The sequence below is a fragment of the Variovorax paradoxus genome (assembly GCF_030815975.1).
In the GTDB taxonomy this organism is placed as follows: Bacteria; Pseudomonadota; Gammaproteobacteria; order Burkholderiales; family Burkholderiaceae_C; genus Variovorax; species Variovorax paradoxus_N.
This window is the reverse complement of the sequence record NZ_JAUSXL010000002.1, coordinates 4353205-4368546: the sequence shown is the minus strand read 5'-3', so window position 1 is coordinate 4368546 and position 15342 is coordinate 4353205. Positions and strand designations below refer to the sequence as shown.

At 68.3% G+C, this 15342-nt stretch carries 18 protein-coding genes; 8 read left to right on the top strand and 10 right to left on the bottom strand.

The window, feature by feature from the left end:
- The 5 genes from QFZ47_RS24220 to QFZ47_RS24200 all read left to right on the top strand — a co-directional run bounded on the left by QFZ47_RS24220 (nt 1) and on the right by QFZ47_RS24200 (nt 3712).
- The gene (locus QFZ47_RS24220; RefSeq protein WP_307658059.1) at nt 1–1005 is read left to right on the top strand and encodes a vWA domain-containing protein; all 1005 of its coding nucleotides are present in this window, start codon (nt 1–3) and stop codon (nt 1003–1005) included.
- Complete coding sequence (locus QFZ47_RS24215; protein WP_307658058.1) at nt 1002–1553, top strand: MxaK protein; 552 nt, start codon at nt 1002–1004, stop codon at nt 1551–1553. Before QFZ47_RS24220 ends, QFZ47_RS24215 begins: the two co-directional genes overlap by 4 nt.
- A 35-nt stretch (nt 1554–1588) precedes the next feature.
- Nucleotides 1589–2530 carry an MxaL protein gene (locus QFZ47_RS24210; RefSeq protein ID WP_370880646.1) on the top strand — a complete coding sequence of 314 codons (942 nt, stop codon included), beginning with the start codon at nt 1589–1591 and terminating at the stop codon, nt 2528–2530.
- A gap of 139 nt (nt 2531–2669) precedes the next feature.
- Nucleotides 2670–3131, top strand: coding sequence for a mobile mystery protein A (locus QFZ47_RS24205; protein WP_307658056.1), 462 nt, complete (start codon nt 2670–2672; stop codon nt 3129–3131).
- Nucleotides 3110–3712, top strand: a complete 603-nt coding sequence (locus tag QFZ47_RS24200; RefSeq protein ID WP_307658055.1) for a mobile mystery protein B — start codon at nt 3110–3112, stop codon at nt 3710–3712. Before QFZ47_RS24205 ends, QFZ47_RS24200 begins: the two co-directional genes overlap by 22 nt.
- A gap of 48 nt (nt 3713–3760) precedes the next feature.
- Here the strand turns inward: QFZ47_RS24200 and pqqE are convergent, their stop codons facing one another.
- The 5 genes from pqqE to pqqA all read right to left on the bottom strand — a co-directional run bounded on the left by pqqE (nt 3761) and on the right by pqqA (nt 7060).
- Nucleotides 3761–4912 carry a pyrroloquinoline quinone biosynthesis protein PqqE gene (pqqE, locus tag QFZ47_RS24195; RefSeq protein ID WP_307658054.1) on the bottom strand — a complete coding sequence of 384 codons (1152 nt, stop codon included), beginning with the start codon at nt 4910–4912 and terminating at the stop codon, nt 3761–3763.
- Nucleotides 4909–5202, bottom strand: a complete 294-nt coding sequence (gene pqqD, locus QFZ47_RS24190; RefSeq protein WP_307658053.1) for a pyrroloquinoline quinone biosynthesis peptide chaperone PqqD — start codon at nt 5200–5202, stop codon at nt 4909–4911. Before pqqD ends, pqqE begins: the two co-directional genes overlap by 4 nt.
- Entirely contained in the window at nt 5199–5963 is a 765-nt protein-coding gene (pqqC, locus tag QFZ47_RS24185) for a pyrroloquinoline-quinone synthase PqqC (protein ID WP_307658052.1), read from the bottom strand. Before pqqC ends, pqqD begins: the two co-directional genes overlap by 4 nt.
- A 17-nt stretch (nt 5964–5980) precedes the next feature.
- On the bottom strand, nt 5981–6904 hold the full coding sequence (gene pqqB, locus QFZ47_RS24180; RefSeq protein WP_307658051.1) for a pyrroloquinoline quinone biosynthesis protein PqqB: 924 nt from the start codon (nt 6902–6904) through the stop codon (nt 5981–5983).
- Nucleotides 6905–6985: 81 nt separating this feature from the next.
- Nucleotides 6986–7060, bottom strand: coding sequence for a pyrroloquinoline quinone precursor peptide PqqA (gene pqqA / locus QFZ47_RS24175; protein WP_010100094.1), 75 nt, complete (start codon nt 7058–7060; stop codon nt 6986–6988).
- 163 nt (nt 7061–7223) lie between these two features.
- Between pqqA and QFZ47_RS24170 the strand changes: the two genes are divergently transcribed.
- From QFZ47_RS24170 to QFZ47_RS24160, 3 genes are read left to right on the top strand one after another with little or no spacing between them, the layout of a single operon-like run.
- On the top strand, nt 7224–8240 hold the full coding sequence (locus QFZ47_RS24170; RefSeq protein WP_307658050.1) for an alpha/beta fold hydrolase: 1017 nt from the start codon (nt 7224–7226) through the stop codon (nt 8238–8240).
- Nucleotides 8237–9616 carry a histidine kinase gene (locus QFZ47_RS24165; protein WP_307658049.1) on the top strand — a complete coding sequence of 460 codons (1380 nt, stop codon included), beginning with the start codon at nt 8237–8239 and terminating at the stop codon, nt 9614–9616. The genes QFZ47_RS24170 and QFZ47_RS24165 overlap by 4 nt, the downstream gene beginning before the upstream one ends.
- Nucleotides 9613–10260: a response regulator gene (locus tag QFZ47_RS24160; protein WP_307658048.1), complete on the top strand. Its 648-nt coding sequence runs from the start codon at nt 9613–9615 to the stop codon at nt 10258–10260. The genes QFZ47_RS24165 and QFZ47_RS24160 overlap by 4 nt, the downstream gene beginning before the upstream one ends.
- Nucleotides 10261–10290: 30 nt before the next feature.
- On the opposite strand, the gene QFZ47_RS24155 is transcribed toward QFZ47_RS24160, so the two are convergent.
- The 5 genes from QFZ47_RS24155 to fhcD are packed head-to-tail and all read right to left on the bottom strand — an operon-like array spanning nt 10291 to nt 15341.
- Entirely contained in the window at nt 10291–10947 is a 657-nt protein-coding gene (locus QFZ47_RS24155) for an HAD family hydrolase (protein WP_307658047.1), read from the bottom strand.
- 47 nt (nt 10948–10994) lie between these two features.
- Nucleotides 10995–12914 carry an aminodeoxychorismate synthase component I gene (gene pabB, locus QFZ47_RS24150; RefSeq protein WP_307658046.1) on the bottom strand — a complete coding sequence of 640 codons (1920 nt, stop codon included), beginning with the start codon at nt 12912–12914 and terminating at the stop codon, nt 10995–10997.
- Nucleotides 12915–12916: 2 nt separating this feature from the next.
- Entirely contained in the window at nt 12917–13450 is a 534-nt protein-coding gene (gene fae, locus QFZ47_RS24145; protein WP_307658045.1) for a formaldehyde-activating enzyme, read from the bottom strand.
- 42 nt (nt 13451–13492) lie between these two features.
- Nucleotides 13493–14323, bottom strand: coding sequence for a formylmethanofuran dehydrogenase subunit C (locus QFZ47_RS24140; protein ID WP_307658044.1), 831 nt, complete (start codon nt 14321–14323; stop codon nt 13493–13495).
- Between the two features lie 55 nt (nt 14324–14378).
- On the bottom strand, nt 14379–15341 hold the full coding sequence (gene fhcD, locus QFZ47_RS24135) for a formylmethanofuran--tetrahydromethanopterin N-formyltransferase (protein ID WP_307658043.1): 963 nt from the start codon (nt 15339–15341) through the stop codon (nt 14379–14381).
- Nucleotide 15342: the final 1 nt, after the last annotated feature.

Sequence of the window (15342 nt, the reverse complement as noted above, 5' to 3'; positions counted from 1 at the left end):
ATGCGCTTCGACCTTGCCCAGCCCTGGATGCTCGCTCTGCTGCCGCTCGCGCTGCTGCCGCTGCTGCGCAGGCGCGGCGATACGCTGGGCTTCTCGTACCTTGCCTGGCTGCCGGCCGATCGGGTCGGCCGCCTGGTCGGTTTCCTGTGGCGCGCATTCGCGGTCGGCGCCATGGCCTTCACGGTTCTGGGACTCTCGGGGCCGGGCCAATCGGGCGCCGTAGTCGAGCGCGCCGGACGCGGCGCCGAGGTGCTGATCCTGATGGACCGCAGCAGCAGCATGGACGCGACGGTGCACACCAACGGCCTGCAGACCGCGGGCCGCATGTCGCAGGAACCCAAGGCCAAGGTCGTGCGCGACCTGCTGAGCGAATTCGTCGCCAAGCGGCCCGACAACCGCTTTGCCTTCATGACCTTCAGCACGGTGCCGATCGCCGTGGTGCCGTTCACGCAGAAGACCGACACGGTGCAGGCCGCGCTCGCCGCCACCGCCATCGGCCGTGGCCTGCCCGAAACCCGCATGGGCGTGGCACTGCTGGCCGCCATCGAGGAATTCGAAGGCCGCAGCTATTCGGGAAGCCGCGTGATCCTGATCGTTTCGGACGGCGGCGCCCAGCTCGACGAGCCGACGCGGCAGCGCGTGCATGCCGGCCTCGCGCGCGAGAAGATCGGCCTGTACTGGATCTATGTGCGCAGCGGCCCCAACTCGCCCAACCTCAATACCGAGACGGTCTCGGCCTACGGCCTCGGCGAAGAACTGGCGCTGCACCAGTTCTTCAAGACGCTGAGCACGCCCTACCGGCTCTATCAGGTCGACGACTCCAATGCCATGGCCGCCGCCATGGCCGAGATCGACCGGCAGCAGAATTTTCCGCTCACCATCCATGAACGCGTGCCGCGGCGCGACCACGGCGCGGCGTTCTACCTGGCAGCGATGCTGTGCTGCATGGGCCTGCTCGCCTGCCGCGCCGTGCAGCTGCAGAGCTGGCGAAAAGAAACCCCATGAAGCGACGCACGGTTCACCTGGTCTTCGGCGTGCTGAGCCTGTGCTGTATCGGCGCGGCACTGGAGCGTGGGCTGCGGCTGCGCCATGCCATGGGCCTGAACGCCGAGATCGCCCGCATCGCCGCCACGCCGCTCGGCAAGGACGCGACGACGGCGCCGATCTCGGCCCCGCGCGAACTGCAGTTGGCCCAGGCGCTGGCCCTCTCGAAGACCGGTGCGCACGACGCCGCGCTCAAAGGCTATGCGAGCCTGATCCAGGCCGGCGAGCGCGATCCCGTCGCGCAGCAGGCGTTGTTCAACCTGGGCAACATGTACCTGCGCCAGGGCATGGCGCAAGAGGCCGGTGCGCTGCCGCTGTTCGAACTCGGCAAGCAGCGGCTGCGCGACCTGCTGCGCGCCACGCCGCAGGACTGGGACGCGCGCTACAACCTGGAGCGCGCGCTGCGGCTCGCGCCCGAAGACCACGAAGCCTTCTCCGCCGAGCAGCAACCGGCGCACGAGCAGCGCCGGGTCCGGGTGCCGGGCTTTGTCGCTGGAGACCTGCCGTGAGAGCGTCGTTGCCGCGCGGGCGGTGGCTTTCCGTCTTGCGGCGCTTTGCCGGCAGCACCGGCAACGGGCCGCTGCTGCTCGCCCTGCTGCTGCTGGCGCTCGCCGTTTGGCCGCCGCGCGTGCAGCTGCAGCGCCCGGTGTTCAACTGGCAGGTCAGCTTCGACATCACGCAGAGCATGAACGTGGAAGACGTGGAGCTGGACCACGCAGCCGTCAGCCGGCTCACGCTCGCGCGCGCCGCCATGCGCGATGTGCTCGGTGCGCTGCCCTGCGGCTCCAAGGTGGGCTGGAGCGTCTTCGCGGACTACCGCTCGCTGGTGATCCTTTCGCCGGTCGAGGTCTGCAGCCACTACGAGGAACTGCTGGCTTCGCTCGAACGCATCGACGGCCGCATGCGCTGGGCCAATGCCAGCAATGTGAGCAAGGGCGTGACCTGGGCCGTGCGCGGGGCCCGCAGCGTGGGGCCCGACACCCGCTTCGTCTTCATCAGCGACGGGCAGGAATCGCCGCCGCTGCGCATCAACGAGACACCGCCCATGACGGACATCAAGCCCGGCGAGGTGATGGGCTGGCTGATCGGCGTGGGCGGCGACGTGCCGGTGCCCATTCCCAAGACCGGCAGCAACGGCGAACCCGCGGGCTACTGGCGGGCCGACGAGGTGGTGCAGGGCTCGGCCATCGGCAGCGCGCTGAACCACGAACATCTGTCCGAGCTGCGGCAGGACCACCTGCGCGCGCTGGCCGAGCTGGTGGGCGTGAACTACCGGCGCCTGAACGCGCCCGACGCCCTGAAGACAGCCATGCTGGACCGCCGCTACGCCCGGTATCTGCCTGCGGACACCGACCTGCGCTGGATTCCGGCGCTGCTCGCGCTGCTGCTGCTGGTGTGGCGGTTCGCGCCGGATTTCGGGCTGCGGTCCACCCGCTTGCCACGCAAGTGGAACGCCGGGATTGCTTCAGCGCCGATTCGCCTGTAGGTAGCCATATCGAAAGGTCGCGTTTGCCCGCAAATGAGGATTTGTGCCGATTTGTTCCCCTATAGGCAAACTAATTATCCCATATTGTTCCCCTTTAGGCTAACATCAGCAGCCCTTCTGCAAGCCTATAGGCTAACAAATGGCCACGAATCTCAATCAACTCCGCGTCGAGCAGGTCGATGGCGCGCTGGAGCCTTACCGCAAAGTCGGAGGAATGTCCGTTCCGGCGGGGGGATGGCTGCGGGCCGTCCGCGAAGCACTGGGCCTGACCGTCCGGCAACAGGCAGCGCGCGTAGGAATTGCAGTGGCCACACTGCACAAGTCCGAACAGTCTGAAGCCCACGAACGCATTTCATTGGCACAGCTGCGGAAACTCGCTGAAGGGCTGGACTGCGAACTTGTCTACGGCCTGGTGCCCCGCAAGCCGCTGGCTGAAATGGTCCAGGAACAAGCGTCCCGGATCGCCCGCTCCGAAATACTGGGCGTGGCGCATTCGATGGACCTTGAAGACCAGCGGCCGAGCGAAGCCTATGTGCGCAGGCAACTGGATCAGCGCCGCGCGGAACTGCTCTCCGGGAAGTGGTCAAGTCTGTGGCGGTAGCGCTCCAATACCAGGCAGGTCAAACCCCGCTCGATGCCGACGAACTCGGGCAACTCGCTCCAAAGCACATCACCACGCAGGGCCAGCTCAACGAGTGGGAGCAGACCAACATCGTCGAAGCGCTCAAATGGCTCAAGCGCGGCCGGCATCCCGCCGTGTTGACCGAGGCGTTCTGCCGCCAGTTGCACAAGCAAATGTTCGGCAAGACCTGGAAGTGGGCTGGAACCTTCAGGCAATCCGACAAGAACATCGGAGGCGATTGGCGTCAGGTCTCGACGCAGTTGCGTCAATTGCTCGACAACACCCAGTTCTGGGTCAATGACAAAGTCTTTCCGCTGGACGAAATCGCGGTCCGATTTCACCATCGCCTCGTACTGGTCCATGCCTTTCCAAACGGCAATGGCCGGCATGCACGGCTGATGACGGACAGCCTTTTGAACCAGGCCGGAGGCCATGCCTTTTCCTGGGGCAACGAGGGCAGCCTGGTGGCTGGCGGCGGGGTCCGAGACAGCTACCTGGACGCGCTGCGAACGGCCGATGCCGGCGACATCACCAAGCTGATGGCCTTTGTCCGGAGTTGATATTCAGCCGCAGCGCGCTCTGCGGCTGCGACCGCGCGCCCGCCGCACTCATGCGTGCGGCGTAACGAGTGCCGCAGAAAGCCGCCGGGAGTTTGCAGGATCGCGAAACACCAGCGGATGCTCCGTCGGCGCCGCCGGGTCGCGCGCGGCCGCATGCGCCACCGCCTCCACCACCCGATGGTGGTCCGGGCTCTTCGCGCACACGGGATCGGCGGCGGCCGCGTCCTGCGCCAGCAGATAGGCCTGGCAGCGGCAGCCGCCCAGGTCCTGCTCGCGCTGGTCGCAGCTCGCGCAAGGCTCCTTCATCCAGCCGGTGCCGCGGTAGCGGTTGAAGCCTTCCGAATCGAACCAGATATCGCGCACGCTGTGCGCCTTCACGTTCGGAAATTCGAGGCCCGGCAGCATCTTGGCGGTGTGGCAAGGCAGCGCAGTGCCGTCGGGCGCCACGGTAAGGAACATGCTGCCCCAGCCGTTGACGCATTTCTTGGCCTTGCCCTCGTGGTAGTCGGGCGCGACAAAGAAGATGCGCATGCGCTCGCCGAGCCGCTTGCGCCAGGCGTCGGTCACCTCTTCGGCATGGCGCAGCTGCTCGTGCGTCGGCAGCAGCTGGTCGCGGTTCACGAAGGCCCAGGAGTAGTACTGGGTGTTGGCAAGTTCGAGGTACTCGGCGCCCATCTCGTGCGCCATTTCGATGATGCGGTCGATGTGGTCGATGTTCATGCGGTGGATCACCACGTTCAGCACCATCGGCCAGCCCTGGTCCTTGATGATCTTCGCCACCCGGTTCTTCAGCTCGAAGGTTTTGGTGTGCGAGAGAAAGTCGTTCATCTCGCGCGTGGAGTCCTGGAACGACAGCTGCACGTGGTCCAGGCCCGCGGCCTTCAGCGCCGCGGCGCGCTGCGCCGTGAGGCCGACGCCCGAGGTCAGCAGGTTGGTGTAGTAGCCCAGGCGCGCGGCCTCGGCAATGATGATCTCGAGGTCGTCGCGCAGCAATGGCTCGCCGCCCGAGAGGCCGCATTGCACCGCGCCGAGCTCGCGGCCTTCGCGCAGCACGCGCAGCCAGTCTTCCGTGCCCAGCTCGTTCTCCTGCTGCGCGAAGTCGACCGGGTTGAAGCAGAACACGCAATGCAGCGGACAGCGGTAGGTCAGCTCCGCCAGCAGCCAGAGCGGCGGTCCGGGGCGCGGTGCCACCTGTGTCATGCGGCGTCCCAGCGCAGCCAGTTCTGCTGCGCCGCCATCTCGACGAAGCCACGCACCTCGGGTTCGAGCCCGGTGGTGCCGAAGGCCTGCTCCAGGTCGGCCACGATGGCCGCGACGCTGCGCTCGCCGTCGCAGCGCTTCATGATCTCGCCCGCGCTGCCGTTGAGCCGCACCATGCCCTCGGGATAGAGCAGCACATGGCAATCCTGCGCTGGCTCCCATTGCAGGCGGAAGCCGGGGCCGATGCGGGGTTTGCTGTCCGCGGTGAGCGCGGTCTTGTTCGCGGTCATGCGCCGTTCACGCCGTAGCGCGTCGCCATTGCATCGTTCATGGCCCACAGGATGTCGAGCTTGAACTGCAGCACCTCGATCGCGCGCTCCTGCATCGCGCGGGTGTCGAAGTGGTCGAGCGTGATCGCCAGGCCCTGCTCCACATCGCGCCGCGCCTGGCTCACGCGGTTGCGGAAATAGTCGAGGCCCGCCGGCTCGATCCACGCATAGTGCTCGGGCCAGGTGGCCAGGCGCTGCTTGTGGATCTCGGGCGCGAAGAGTTCGGTGAGCGAGGAACACACCGCCTCCTGCCACGGCGCGCGGCGCGCGAAGTTCACGTAGGCATCGACCGCGAAGCGCACCGCGGACACCACGTGGCGCAGGTCGCGCACCTCTTCGCGTGCCAGCCCCACGGCCTCGGCCAAGCGCAGCCAGGCCTCGACGCCGCCTTCGTCCTTGACCCCGCCGAGCTCGAAGCCGTCGTGGTCGAGGATGCGCTGCACCCAGCCGCGGCGCACCTGCGGGTCGGGGCAGTTCGAGAGCACGGCCGCGTCCTTGATCGGGATCGCGATCTGGTAGTAAAAGCGGTTCGCCACCCAGCCGCGGATCTGCTCGGGCGTGGCCTGGCCGCTGTTGAGCATGACGTTGAACGGATGATGGATGTGGTAGCTGCGGCCGCGCTCGCGCAGCTTGGCTTCGAACTCCTCGCGGCTCCATGCCGGGCCGGCTTTCTCGCTGTCAGCGGCCGGGCGCGATGAATCTTGAATCCTGTCGGCATGCATGGCGGGGCTCGGTGCTTTCAGAGTTGGATGGTCATCCCGTCCTCGCACGGCTCGATGCCTGCGCGCCGCAGCGCCGCATGCTCATCGGAGTCTTCGTCGAGGATGGGATTGGTGTTGTTGATGTGGATCAGCATGCGCCGCGCGGTGGTGGCGGGCAGCTTCGACAGCCACTCGATCATGCCGCCCTCGCCCGATTGCGGCAGGTGGCCGATCTCGCGCGCGCGCTTGCTGCTCACGCCCAGGCGAACCATCTCGTCGTCGGTCCAGAAGGTACCGTCCACCATGACCGCATCGGCGCTTGCCATGGCATCGAACACGGGCGGCGTGATGGCGCCCAGGCCGGGCGCGTAGAACAGGCTCTTGCCGCTCTTGCGGTCGAGGATGGTCACGCCGATGTTGTCGCCCGGCACCTGCTGCTCGCGGTGCGGCGAATACGGCGCGGCCTTGCCGGTCAGCGCCAGCGCGCGGAAGACGAGGCCGGGCACGCCGGGCACTTCGAAGGCATTGCCGTCGAGCGCGATCGGGTGGCGCGCCACGCCGCAGTAGTGCGAGAGCACGCGCAGCACGGGATTACCCTCGCTCAGGTCTTCGGCGACCGGGTCGGTGCACCACAGCGGCAGCGGCGTGCCGCGCTCGCGCAGCATGAAGAGGCCGGTGGCATGGTCGACCTGCCCGTCGATCAGCACTACGCCCGCGATCGCGGTGTCGCGCATCGCACGTGCCGGCTGCAGCACGGGGCTGCTGCGGATCTGCTCCAGGATGTCGGGCGAGGCGTTGAACAGCACGCCATCGGCACCATCGTCGGGGCGCACGAAGATCGACGACTGCGTGCGCGGCTTGGCGCGCACCGTGCCCGCGCGCACGCCGGCGCAATTGGGGCAGTTGCAGTTCCATTGCGGAAAGCCGCCGCCGGCGGCAGAGCCCAGGACGGTGATGCGCATCGGGGGATGAAAAAAGGAAGACGGAGGGGCTCTAAACAACCCGCCCCGGGCGTGCCGGGGCGGGTTGTCACGAGGCGCAGCTCAACGAGCGCTGACGTACATCGTGATCTCGAAGCCGAAGCGAAGATCGGTGGCCGTCGGGGTTTCCCACTTCATATGGTGTCTCCTGCAAAGGTTGCACAGCGCCACGTGGCGGCTGCGGGAACTTCGTGTGCTCCAGCACGCATATTGAACCCATGGACCGCCCAGACCCAGCCATGAAATCATGAATAGCACTTCATGATTTTCATGAATAGCGGCAACAGGGCCACCGCGTACCATGGCCCTCGTGCTTCCTACCGGCCTGTACCCCGAATCTCCTCCCTGGCGCACCCACGCATTGGAGGTGTCGCATGGCCATGTGCTGCATGTAGAAGAAAGTGGTGACCCCGCCGGAATCTGCGCCGTCGTGCTGCACGGCGGGCCCGGCTCGGGCACTTCGCCGCTGCTGCGGCGCTTCTTCGATCCGGCGCGATACCGCGTGATCGGCATCGATCAGCGCGGCGCCGGCCGGAGCCGCCCGCGCGGCGCGACGGTGCACAACAGCACGGCCGAACTTCTGGACGATCTGCGGCATGTGCGCGAGCAGCTCGAGGTGCCGCGCTGGCTCGTGGTCGGCGGCTCGTGGGGCGCCACGCTGGCGCTGGCCCATGCGGCGTTCGAGCCGCAGGCGGTGGCGGCCCTGCTGCTGCGCGCGGTGTTCCTGCCGCGGGCCGAAGAGATCGACGCCTTCTTCCAGGACAGCGCCGGCCGCGCACCCGACGCGTGGGCGCGGTTCGCGTCCGTGGCGCCGGCGAGCGAACGCCACGACATGCTTGGTTTCCTGGCCCGCGGCCTGCAGCAGGTACCGGCCGATGGCGACGCAGACCTGCCCCGGCAGCTCGCGCTGGCCTGGTGGCGTTGGGAACAAACGCTGGCGCGCGGCGCAGCCATGCCAACCGGCGAGCCATCGCCGTCCGGCGTCGAGCCCGATCGCGACACGCTCGACGCGCTGGTCGACCGCTATCGCGTGCAGAGCCATTACCTGCGGCACCGCTGCTGGCTCGATGCGCCTGCGCTGCTGGACCGCCTGGCTGCACTGCCCCGCGTGCCCACGCTGCTGCTGCATTCCCGCGACGACCGGATCTGTGCGCCGCATGGCGCGCAGGCCGTGCACGATCGCATCGCGTACAGCCGGCTGCAGTGGATCGATGGCGCTGGCCACGATCCGGCGCACCCGGCCATGGCCGGTGCGATGGTTGCCGCGCTCGACGGCTACGCGCGGCACGGCCACTTCGGCAACGCGCCCGCGCCATGACGCTGCGCCTGAAGATCAACCTGATCGTCAGCCTGCTGACGCTGCTGTTCGTCGCGGCCATGCTCGCGCTGCAGCTGCGCGCCATGCGCGAATCGGTGCACGAGGAAGTCGTGGCGGCGAATCGCGTGGCCGCGCAGCTGCTGAACCGCACCGCTTGGCTCTACGCGGCCCAAGGCACGCCCGCCATGCTGTCGTTCCTGCAGGGCGTGGGGCGCGTGCGCTCCAACGACATCACGCTGCTCGACAGCGAGGACCGCGTGCTGTACAGCTCGCCGACCTCGGTCTACAAGGCCGGCCGCGATGCGCCGGACTGGTTCGCGGGCCTGGTCTCGCCGCCGCCCTCGCAGCTGTCCATCGCCTTTCCGGGCGGCCGGCTCGCGGTGGTTTCCAACGCTTCGCGCGCCGTGCTCGACGCATGGGACGATTTCGTGCTGCTGATGCTCAGCGCGCTGGGCCTGCTGGCGATCGTCAATGCGGGCGTGTTCTGGCTCGTGGGCCGTGCGACGCGCCCGTTCGCGGACATCGTGCACGCGCTGAACCAGCTCGAGAGCGGGCGCTTCGACGTGTCGCTGCGCGCCCTGCCCGGCACCGAGGCGGCGGCCATCGGCGCCGCCTTCAACCGCATGGTCGGCATGCTGCAGCAGCACATCGAGACCGAACGGCGCGCCGTGCGCGCTGAAAACCGCCTGTCCGAAAGCCGCGAGCTGGGCCGCTGGGTCGACCAGAAGATCGAGCAGGAACGCCGCCTGATCGCGCGCGAGCTGCACGACGAGCTGGGCCAGTCGGTCACCGCGATGCGCAGCATGGCCCTGTCGATCGCGCAGCGCGTGCAGGCGCTCGATCCGCAGGCCGAGCAGGCGGCGCGGCTGATCGCCGAGGAATCGGGGCGGCTCTACACGGCCATGCACGGCATGATCCCGCGCCTGACGCCGCTGGTGCTCGACAAGTTCGGCCTGGTGGCCGCGCTCGAAGACCTGGTGGAGCGAACCCGCAACAGCCATGGCGGCGTGCAGATCGACTGGCATCTGGAGATCGAACTCGATCGCCTGCGGCTCGACACCGACACCGCGCTGGTGCTGTACCGCGCCGCGCAGGAAGGCATCACCAACGCCCTGCGGCATGGCGAGGCGCACCGGATCGTGCTGGCCCTGCAGGGCGACGAACAGACCGTGAAGCTCACGCTGACCGACGACGGCCGGGGCCTGCCCGGCCCTGACGCCGCCAGGGAAACCAGCACAGGGCACTATGGCCTGCGTTGGCTTGCCGAGCGCATCGACAGCCTGGGCGGCGACCTGCGCCTTGAACCCGCCGCGCCCAGCGGCGCCCAACTGACGGTGCGCCTGCCCTTGCCGGCGGCCGCCACGGAGAACCCATGAACCAAGCGAATCAGCCGATTCGAGTGATGCTGGTGGACGACCATGCGCTGGTGCGCATGGGCTTTCGCATGCTGCTGGCCGACGCGCAGATCGAGGTCGCGGCCGAGGCCGACACCGGCGAACAGGCCTGCCAGGACTATCCGCAGGTGCGGCCCGACGTTGTGGTGATGGACCTGTCGATGCCCGGCATGGGCGGCCTGGAAGCGCTGCGCCGGCTGCTGGCGCACGACCCCAAGGCGCGCGTGCTGGCGCTCTCGGCGCACGAGGACACGATCCATCCGCGCCGTGTGCTGCGCGCCGGCGCACTCGGCTACCTGGCCAAGCGCAGTGCGCCCGATGCACTGATTGCCGCGGTGAAGGCGGTGGCGCGCGGCGATCGCTACATCGACGCCAACACCGCGCAGGCGCTGGCCACCGCGCAGATCGAAGGCGAGGCCAATCCGGCCGACCTGCTCAGCGAGCGCGAGTTCTCGGTCTTCATCCAGCTTGCGCGCGGCATGACGGTAGCGCAGATTGCCAGCACGCTGAATCTTTCGCTCAGCACGGTGGGCTCGCACCTGTACCGCGTCAAGCAGAAGCTGGGCGCCACCAACCAGGCGGAGCTGACATGGGTGGCGCTGCGGTGGGGGCTGATCCAGGTCTAAGGTCCAGCGCGACCGCGCCGGCTTGGCGGTTCAGCTGCGTTCGAGGATCGGCCAGCCGGCTTCGATGGCCCGCGCGCGCAGGCGCTGGTCCGGCGCCACCGCCACCGGATCGGACACGGCGCACAAGAGCGGCAGATCGCTGGCCGAATCGGAATAGAACCACGACTGCTCGAGCGCTTCGAGCCGCGTGCCGCGCAGGGCCAGCCACTGGTTCACGTGCGCCAGCTTGTGGACGCCGAAGCACGGGTCGCCGTCGATGGCGCCGTCGAGCGTGTCGTCGATCACCAGGGACCGCGTCGCCAGCACGTCGGCCACGCCGAACACGCGGCCGAAGGGCTCGGCGATGAAGCGCGTGGTGGCGGTCACGATGGCGCAGAGGTGGCCCGCGTCCTGATGCTTTCGCACCAGCGCGCGCATCGGCTCTGGCACCCGCGGCGCAATCTCGGCTTCGAATTCCGCCGCCCATTGGCGCAGCGCGGCCATGCCGAAGCTCGCGAGCGGCGCGACGCTGGCGCGATGCAGCTCGCGAATGTCCAGCGTGCCGTCCACGTACTGCTGGCAGTAGCCCAGGTAGACCGTCTCGGCATCCGCCGGCAGCACGCCGCGCGCCACCAGGAAGCGCGTCCAGGCCATGCCGCTGTCGAACGGGATCAGCGTGTGGTCGAGATCGAACAGAGCGAGCTTCATTGAAGGAGCGACAGCGGACTGCGCATCGGCATTGCGCAAGTACGCAGCTACGCAGCAGCCGAAGCCTCTTGCGGCCTCAGCTCAGATTGAGTGAGCAGCTGCGCCGGCAGTACACCGCGCAGCGCATTGCAAACCACGAGCTTCTGCGCCGCCCGCAAATCTTCCAGGGTCAGGCTGCGCTCCGTGGCCTCCCATATCGAATCTTCGATCAGCACGCCGCGCATCACGCCGGGCAGCGCGCCATCCGAAACGGGCGGTGTCCACCAGCGTCCGTCGATGCGCGCGAACACCGTGCTGCGCCCGCCTTCGACGAGCCGGCCGTCTTCGGTGAAGAACAGGCTGTCGAAAGCCCCGGCGCGTTCGGCGGCGCGCACGCCGGCGTCGTAGTGCTGGCGCACGGTGGTCTTGTGGGCTCCCAGCGGGTTCGCATTGGGCAGGCGCTCGTCGGCAATCACAAGCTTTGCCGCGCCCGGAGGCAAAGGCGGCAAAGGCGAATGCGTGATGTCGATGCGCCCACCATGCGCAAGCGCCAGCCGCAGCCGCGAGGGTTGGCTGGGCGACAGCGCGGGCAACGCTTCCCGCAGCGCCTCCATCGCGGCATCGCGGCTGAACCTGAAGCCCAGCGCACGCGCGCTGCCCGCCAGCCGCCCCAGATGCCGATCGAGGTAGCGGATGCCTTCGCCGGGCGTGGCCAGCATGGTCTCGAAGAGCTCGAAACCGGGATCGAGGGCCGTGAGAAAGCGCGCCTTGAGCAGGCATTCCTCGAACTCGTCGGCGGCGTTGCTGTCCTGCACGATACCGGCACCGACGCCCAGGCGCAGCGGCCGCAGGCCCTCGGCTTGCGCGCCGAGCGTGAGCGTGCGAATGGCCACGGAAAGGCAGAAGTCGCCGATCGATGCGTCCTGCGCGGGCGCATCGATCCAGCCGATGGCGCCGCAGTAAAGGCCGCGCGGGGTGCTTTCGAGCTCGGCGATCCACTCCATGGTGCGGTGCTTGGGCGCGCCCGTGATGGAGCCGCAGGGAAACACCGCGCGCAGCAGTTCGGGCATGCCGACGCCGGCGCGCAGCCTCGCCTGCACGGTCGATGTCATCTGGAACACCGTGGCGTAGGGCTCGATGGCGAAGAGCGTCGGCACCTTGACCGAACCGATGCACGCGACGCGGCCGATGTCGTTGCGCAGCAGGTCGACGATCATCACGTTCTCGGCGCGGTTCTTGGTGTCGACCGAGAGCAGGCGCGCCATCTCGCTGTCGCTCTCGGGCGCATCGGCGCGGGCCGCGGTGCCCTTCATGGGACGCGCGGTGAGCACGCCCGCGTCGTGGCGCAGGAAGAGTTCGGGCGAGCACGAGAGCACGTGGGTGATGTCGCCCTCCCCCGCCTTCTGGCTGCCTTCGGGCAGGGCGATCAGCGCGCCGTAGGCCACGGGCTGCCGTTCGCGCAGGCGCCGGTACAGCTCCACCGGCGAGCCATAGCTTCGGCCCTGCAGCCGGTAGGTGAAGTTGACCTGGTAGGTTTCGCCCGCGGCGATGGCGTCGTGGATGCGCGCGATGGCTTCGGTGAAGGCCGGCTCGTCGATGCTGGGCTGCAGGTCCATCACACCGACGGGCTGCTGCGGGCTGGCCTCGGATGCCGCGCCGGCCTCGCGCTGTTCGAGCTTGGCCAGCCAGCTTGCGACCTCGTCCGACGAGAGCATCGCGCATTCGCGGAACATCAGCACGCGCAGCGCCGACGCATCGTTCGCGGCAAGCCGTGCATGCCCTGCGCGCTGCAGCCTGGCGCCCCATTCGTAATCGGCCAGCAGCACCGCGTGCAGGCCTTGCCGCAGGTCGGCATCGACCTGCGCCCAAGTCGCATCGAGCTCGCGCGGATCGGTGCACCGGTGCTCGCGCATGAAGCCGGTGTGCAGCCGGCTGGTGAGCCGCGCAGGGGTCGAGCCGCAGTCGTCGAGGAGCGCGAAGGAAGGCAAGCTCAGCTCCAGTCGTCCATGTCGTGCTTGATGCGATGCCGGTTGGCAATCAGCTCGTCCACCGACGGCTCGTTGTTCAGTGCGCGCCGGATTGCGAGCTTGGTGGCTTCGTAGTTGGTGCGGTACATGTCTTTCTTGTCGAGGTTCGGGTCCTTGGCGCAGCGCGGATCGATCCACACCAGGCTGATGATGCACAGCGTGTTGGCATATTCCCGGGGAATGATGCCATCGATCAGGCAATCGACCACCGCATCGGCCGTCGCGCTCTGCACCACGCCGCCGAACAGGTCGATGTTGGCCACGTCCTTCAGCGTGACCTTGGGCACCATGATGGTCGCGGGCCGCACGAGCTGGTTGCAGGCGCGGATCGCGAACATCGCGGTGTGGCCCTTGCTCTGCGCCATCATGTTGGCGAAGGCCTGGCCCACGGGGCCATCGGTCGCGCCGATCAGGATCTCGGGCATGGCGTCGGTGAACTGGCCTTCCTTGGCGAGCACGGTGGCTTCGCCTGCGTGGAAAAGATAAGGATGCGTCATGGAAAGAATTTCAGGGGAAGATTGAAGAACGGTCGAGACGGGTCATAGACACATGATGAGTTCGCCCTTGCCGTCGGCCGAGAGATCGCCCAGGTGGCGTTCGATGCGACGCGAAGGCAAGGCCGCAAAAGGCCCGCCGTGGCGCGCGAGATCACGCGACAGCAGGGCCCAGAACACCGGCGTTGCGGTCCGGTTCGGCACGAAGGTCAATGCCGTCTCGATGCCCGCCGGCGGCGCCGCGCCCGGCCCCGCGAACACGATGCTCCCGCGTCGCATGCCATAGCCCGCATGCGCGCCGGCCTTGCCTCCCACGGCGATCGTACCCGCCACCATGCGCGAACCCAGGAACGCGCCCGCGTCGCCATGGACCAGCGCGGACCCGCGGCGCATGCGGTCGCCGAAGCGCTCGCCCGCGTTGCCATGGATCACGAGGGTGCCGCCGCGCATGCCATCCATGCTGCCGGGCAAGGTGCTGGCGGCGAAGTCGCCGACATCGCCTTTCACATCGATGGTGCCGCCGGCCATTTCGCAGGCAGCGAGCAGGCCGGCGCTGCCATCGATCTGCAGTTCGCCGCCGCGCATGCAGCCGCCCGCGTAGTGGCCCGCATCGCCTTCGACCCGGATGTGGCCGCCATCCATCTGCCAACCGATGCGGTCGAAGCGCCCGAGATCGCCTTCGAAGCGAAGCGTGCCCTCTTCCGTGCCCTTCGCAACATCGAACAACTCGGCCAGCGGCAGCATCGCGTTGCCATGGCCCACGCGCAGCTGCTCGACCTGCGCAAGCGATAGCTCCGCGAATGCGGCGGGCGTGATGCCGCGCAGATCGACGCGGAGCGAGGGCGCCTGCCGCAGCCTGAAGTGCCATCCGCTCATCAGGCAACCTCCGCGCTACGCACTGCGGCATTCGCCTTGGGAGCGGCCCGGCGGCTCATGGCGCACCTCCCGCCGCGCCCAGCAGCTTGTGCAGATGAAAATGGAACGGGCCCAGCTTGCCGCCGTAATTGCCGGCCGAAATGCGCAGCAGCCCTCCGGCCGGGCCGATGGCGATGGCGGCTTCCATGCCCACGCGCATGGCCGCGCCCACGTCGGCCTCGGTCAGGCCATCGATCACGATTTCCATCACGCAGCCGATCTCCTGTGCACAAGCTCCGCCCGCCAATTCGCTGTGCGCCACCAGCCCGACGAGGCTGGGGCAGAAGGCATCGTTGGTCGAGGCGTTGAGGTTTGCGTAGCGGCTGCCGACCTTGGAGCCCGAGCGCACCACGCCGCCCGGAAACGGCATCACCACGTTGGGCTGCCGCTTCATCGCCGCAACCGCGGCTTCGGCGGCGGCCAGCGCCGCATCGGTATCGCGCGCCAGCAGCAGCAGGTTGCCGCCGCCCACGGCCTTCACCACGGGCGTGTCTTCCTGCGCGACGAACTCGCCGTCCATCACCGGCACGCGCCAGTAGCGCAGGCCGTCGATCACCTTCGAGATCTGCCAGCCGTCGCCGAAGAAGCGCAGGTTCTTGCCGAGCGCAGCCACGTCGCTGCCGGGCGCGCTGCGCGGCAGGCCCGCGAACACCGCGGTGGTCGGACAGGTCAGCACGCACTGGCCGACGCGGCGCTCGAGCTGCTTGGCCAGCTCCTTGCCGGACATCGAGAACATCAGCACGCTCACGCCCGGGCGGCCATCGGGCGATTCTTCCGGCGCGATCTCGCGCTCGATGCCGGCCTCGCAGCCGCAGGCGATCACCGAGGTGGCGAAGCCGGTGGCCGACACCGCCGCATGGCGCGCCCACGCCATGTTGTGCGCCGTGATGAGGATGCGCGTGGCCTTCATCGGAAAGGCCTCGGCAAAGGTCTCGTCGATGACGACGCCGTTGCGCAGCAAAGTTGATGGAGCCGTCATG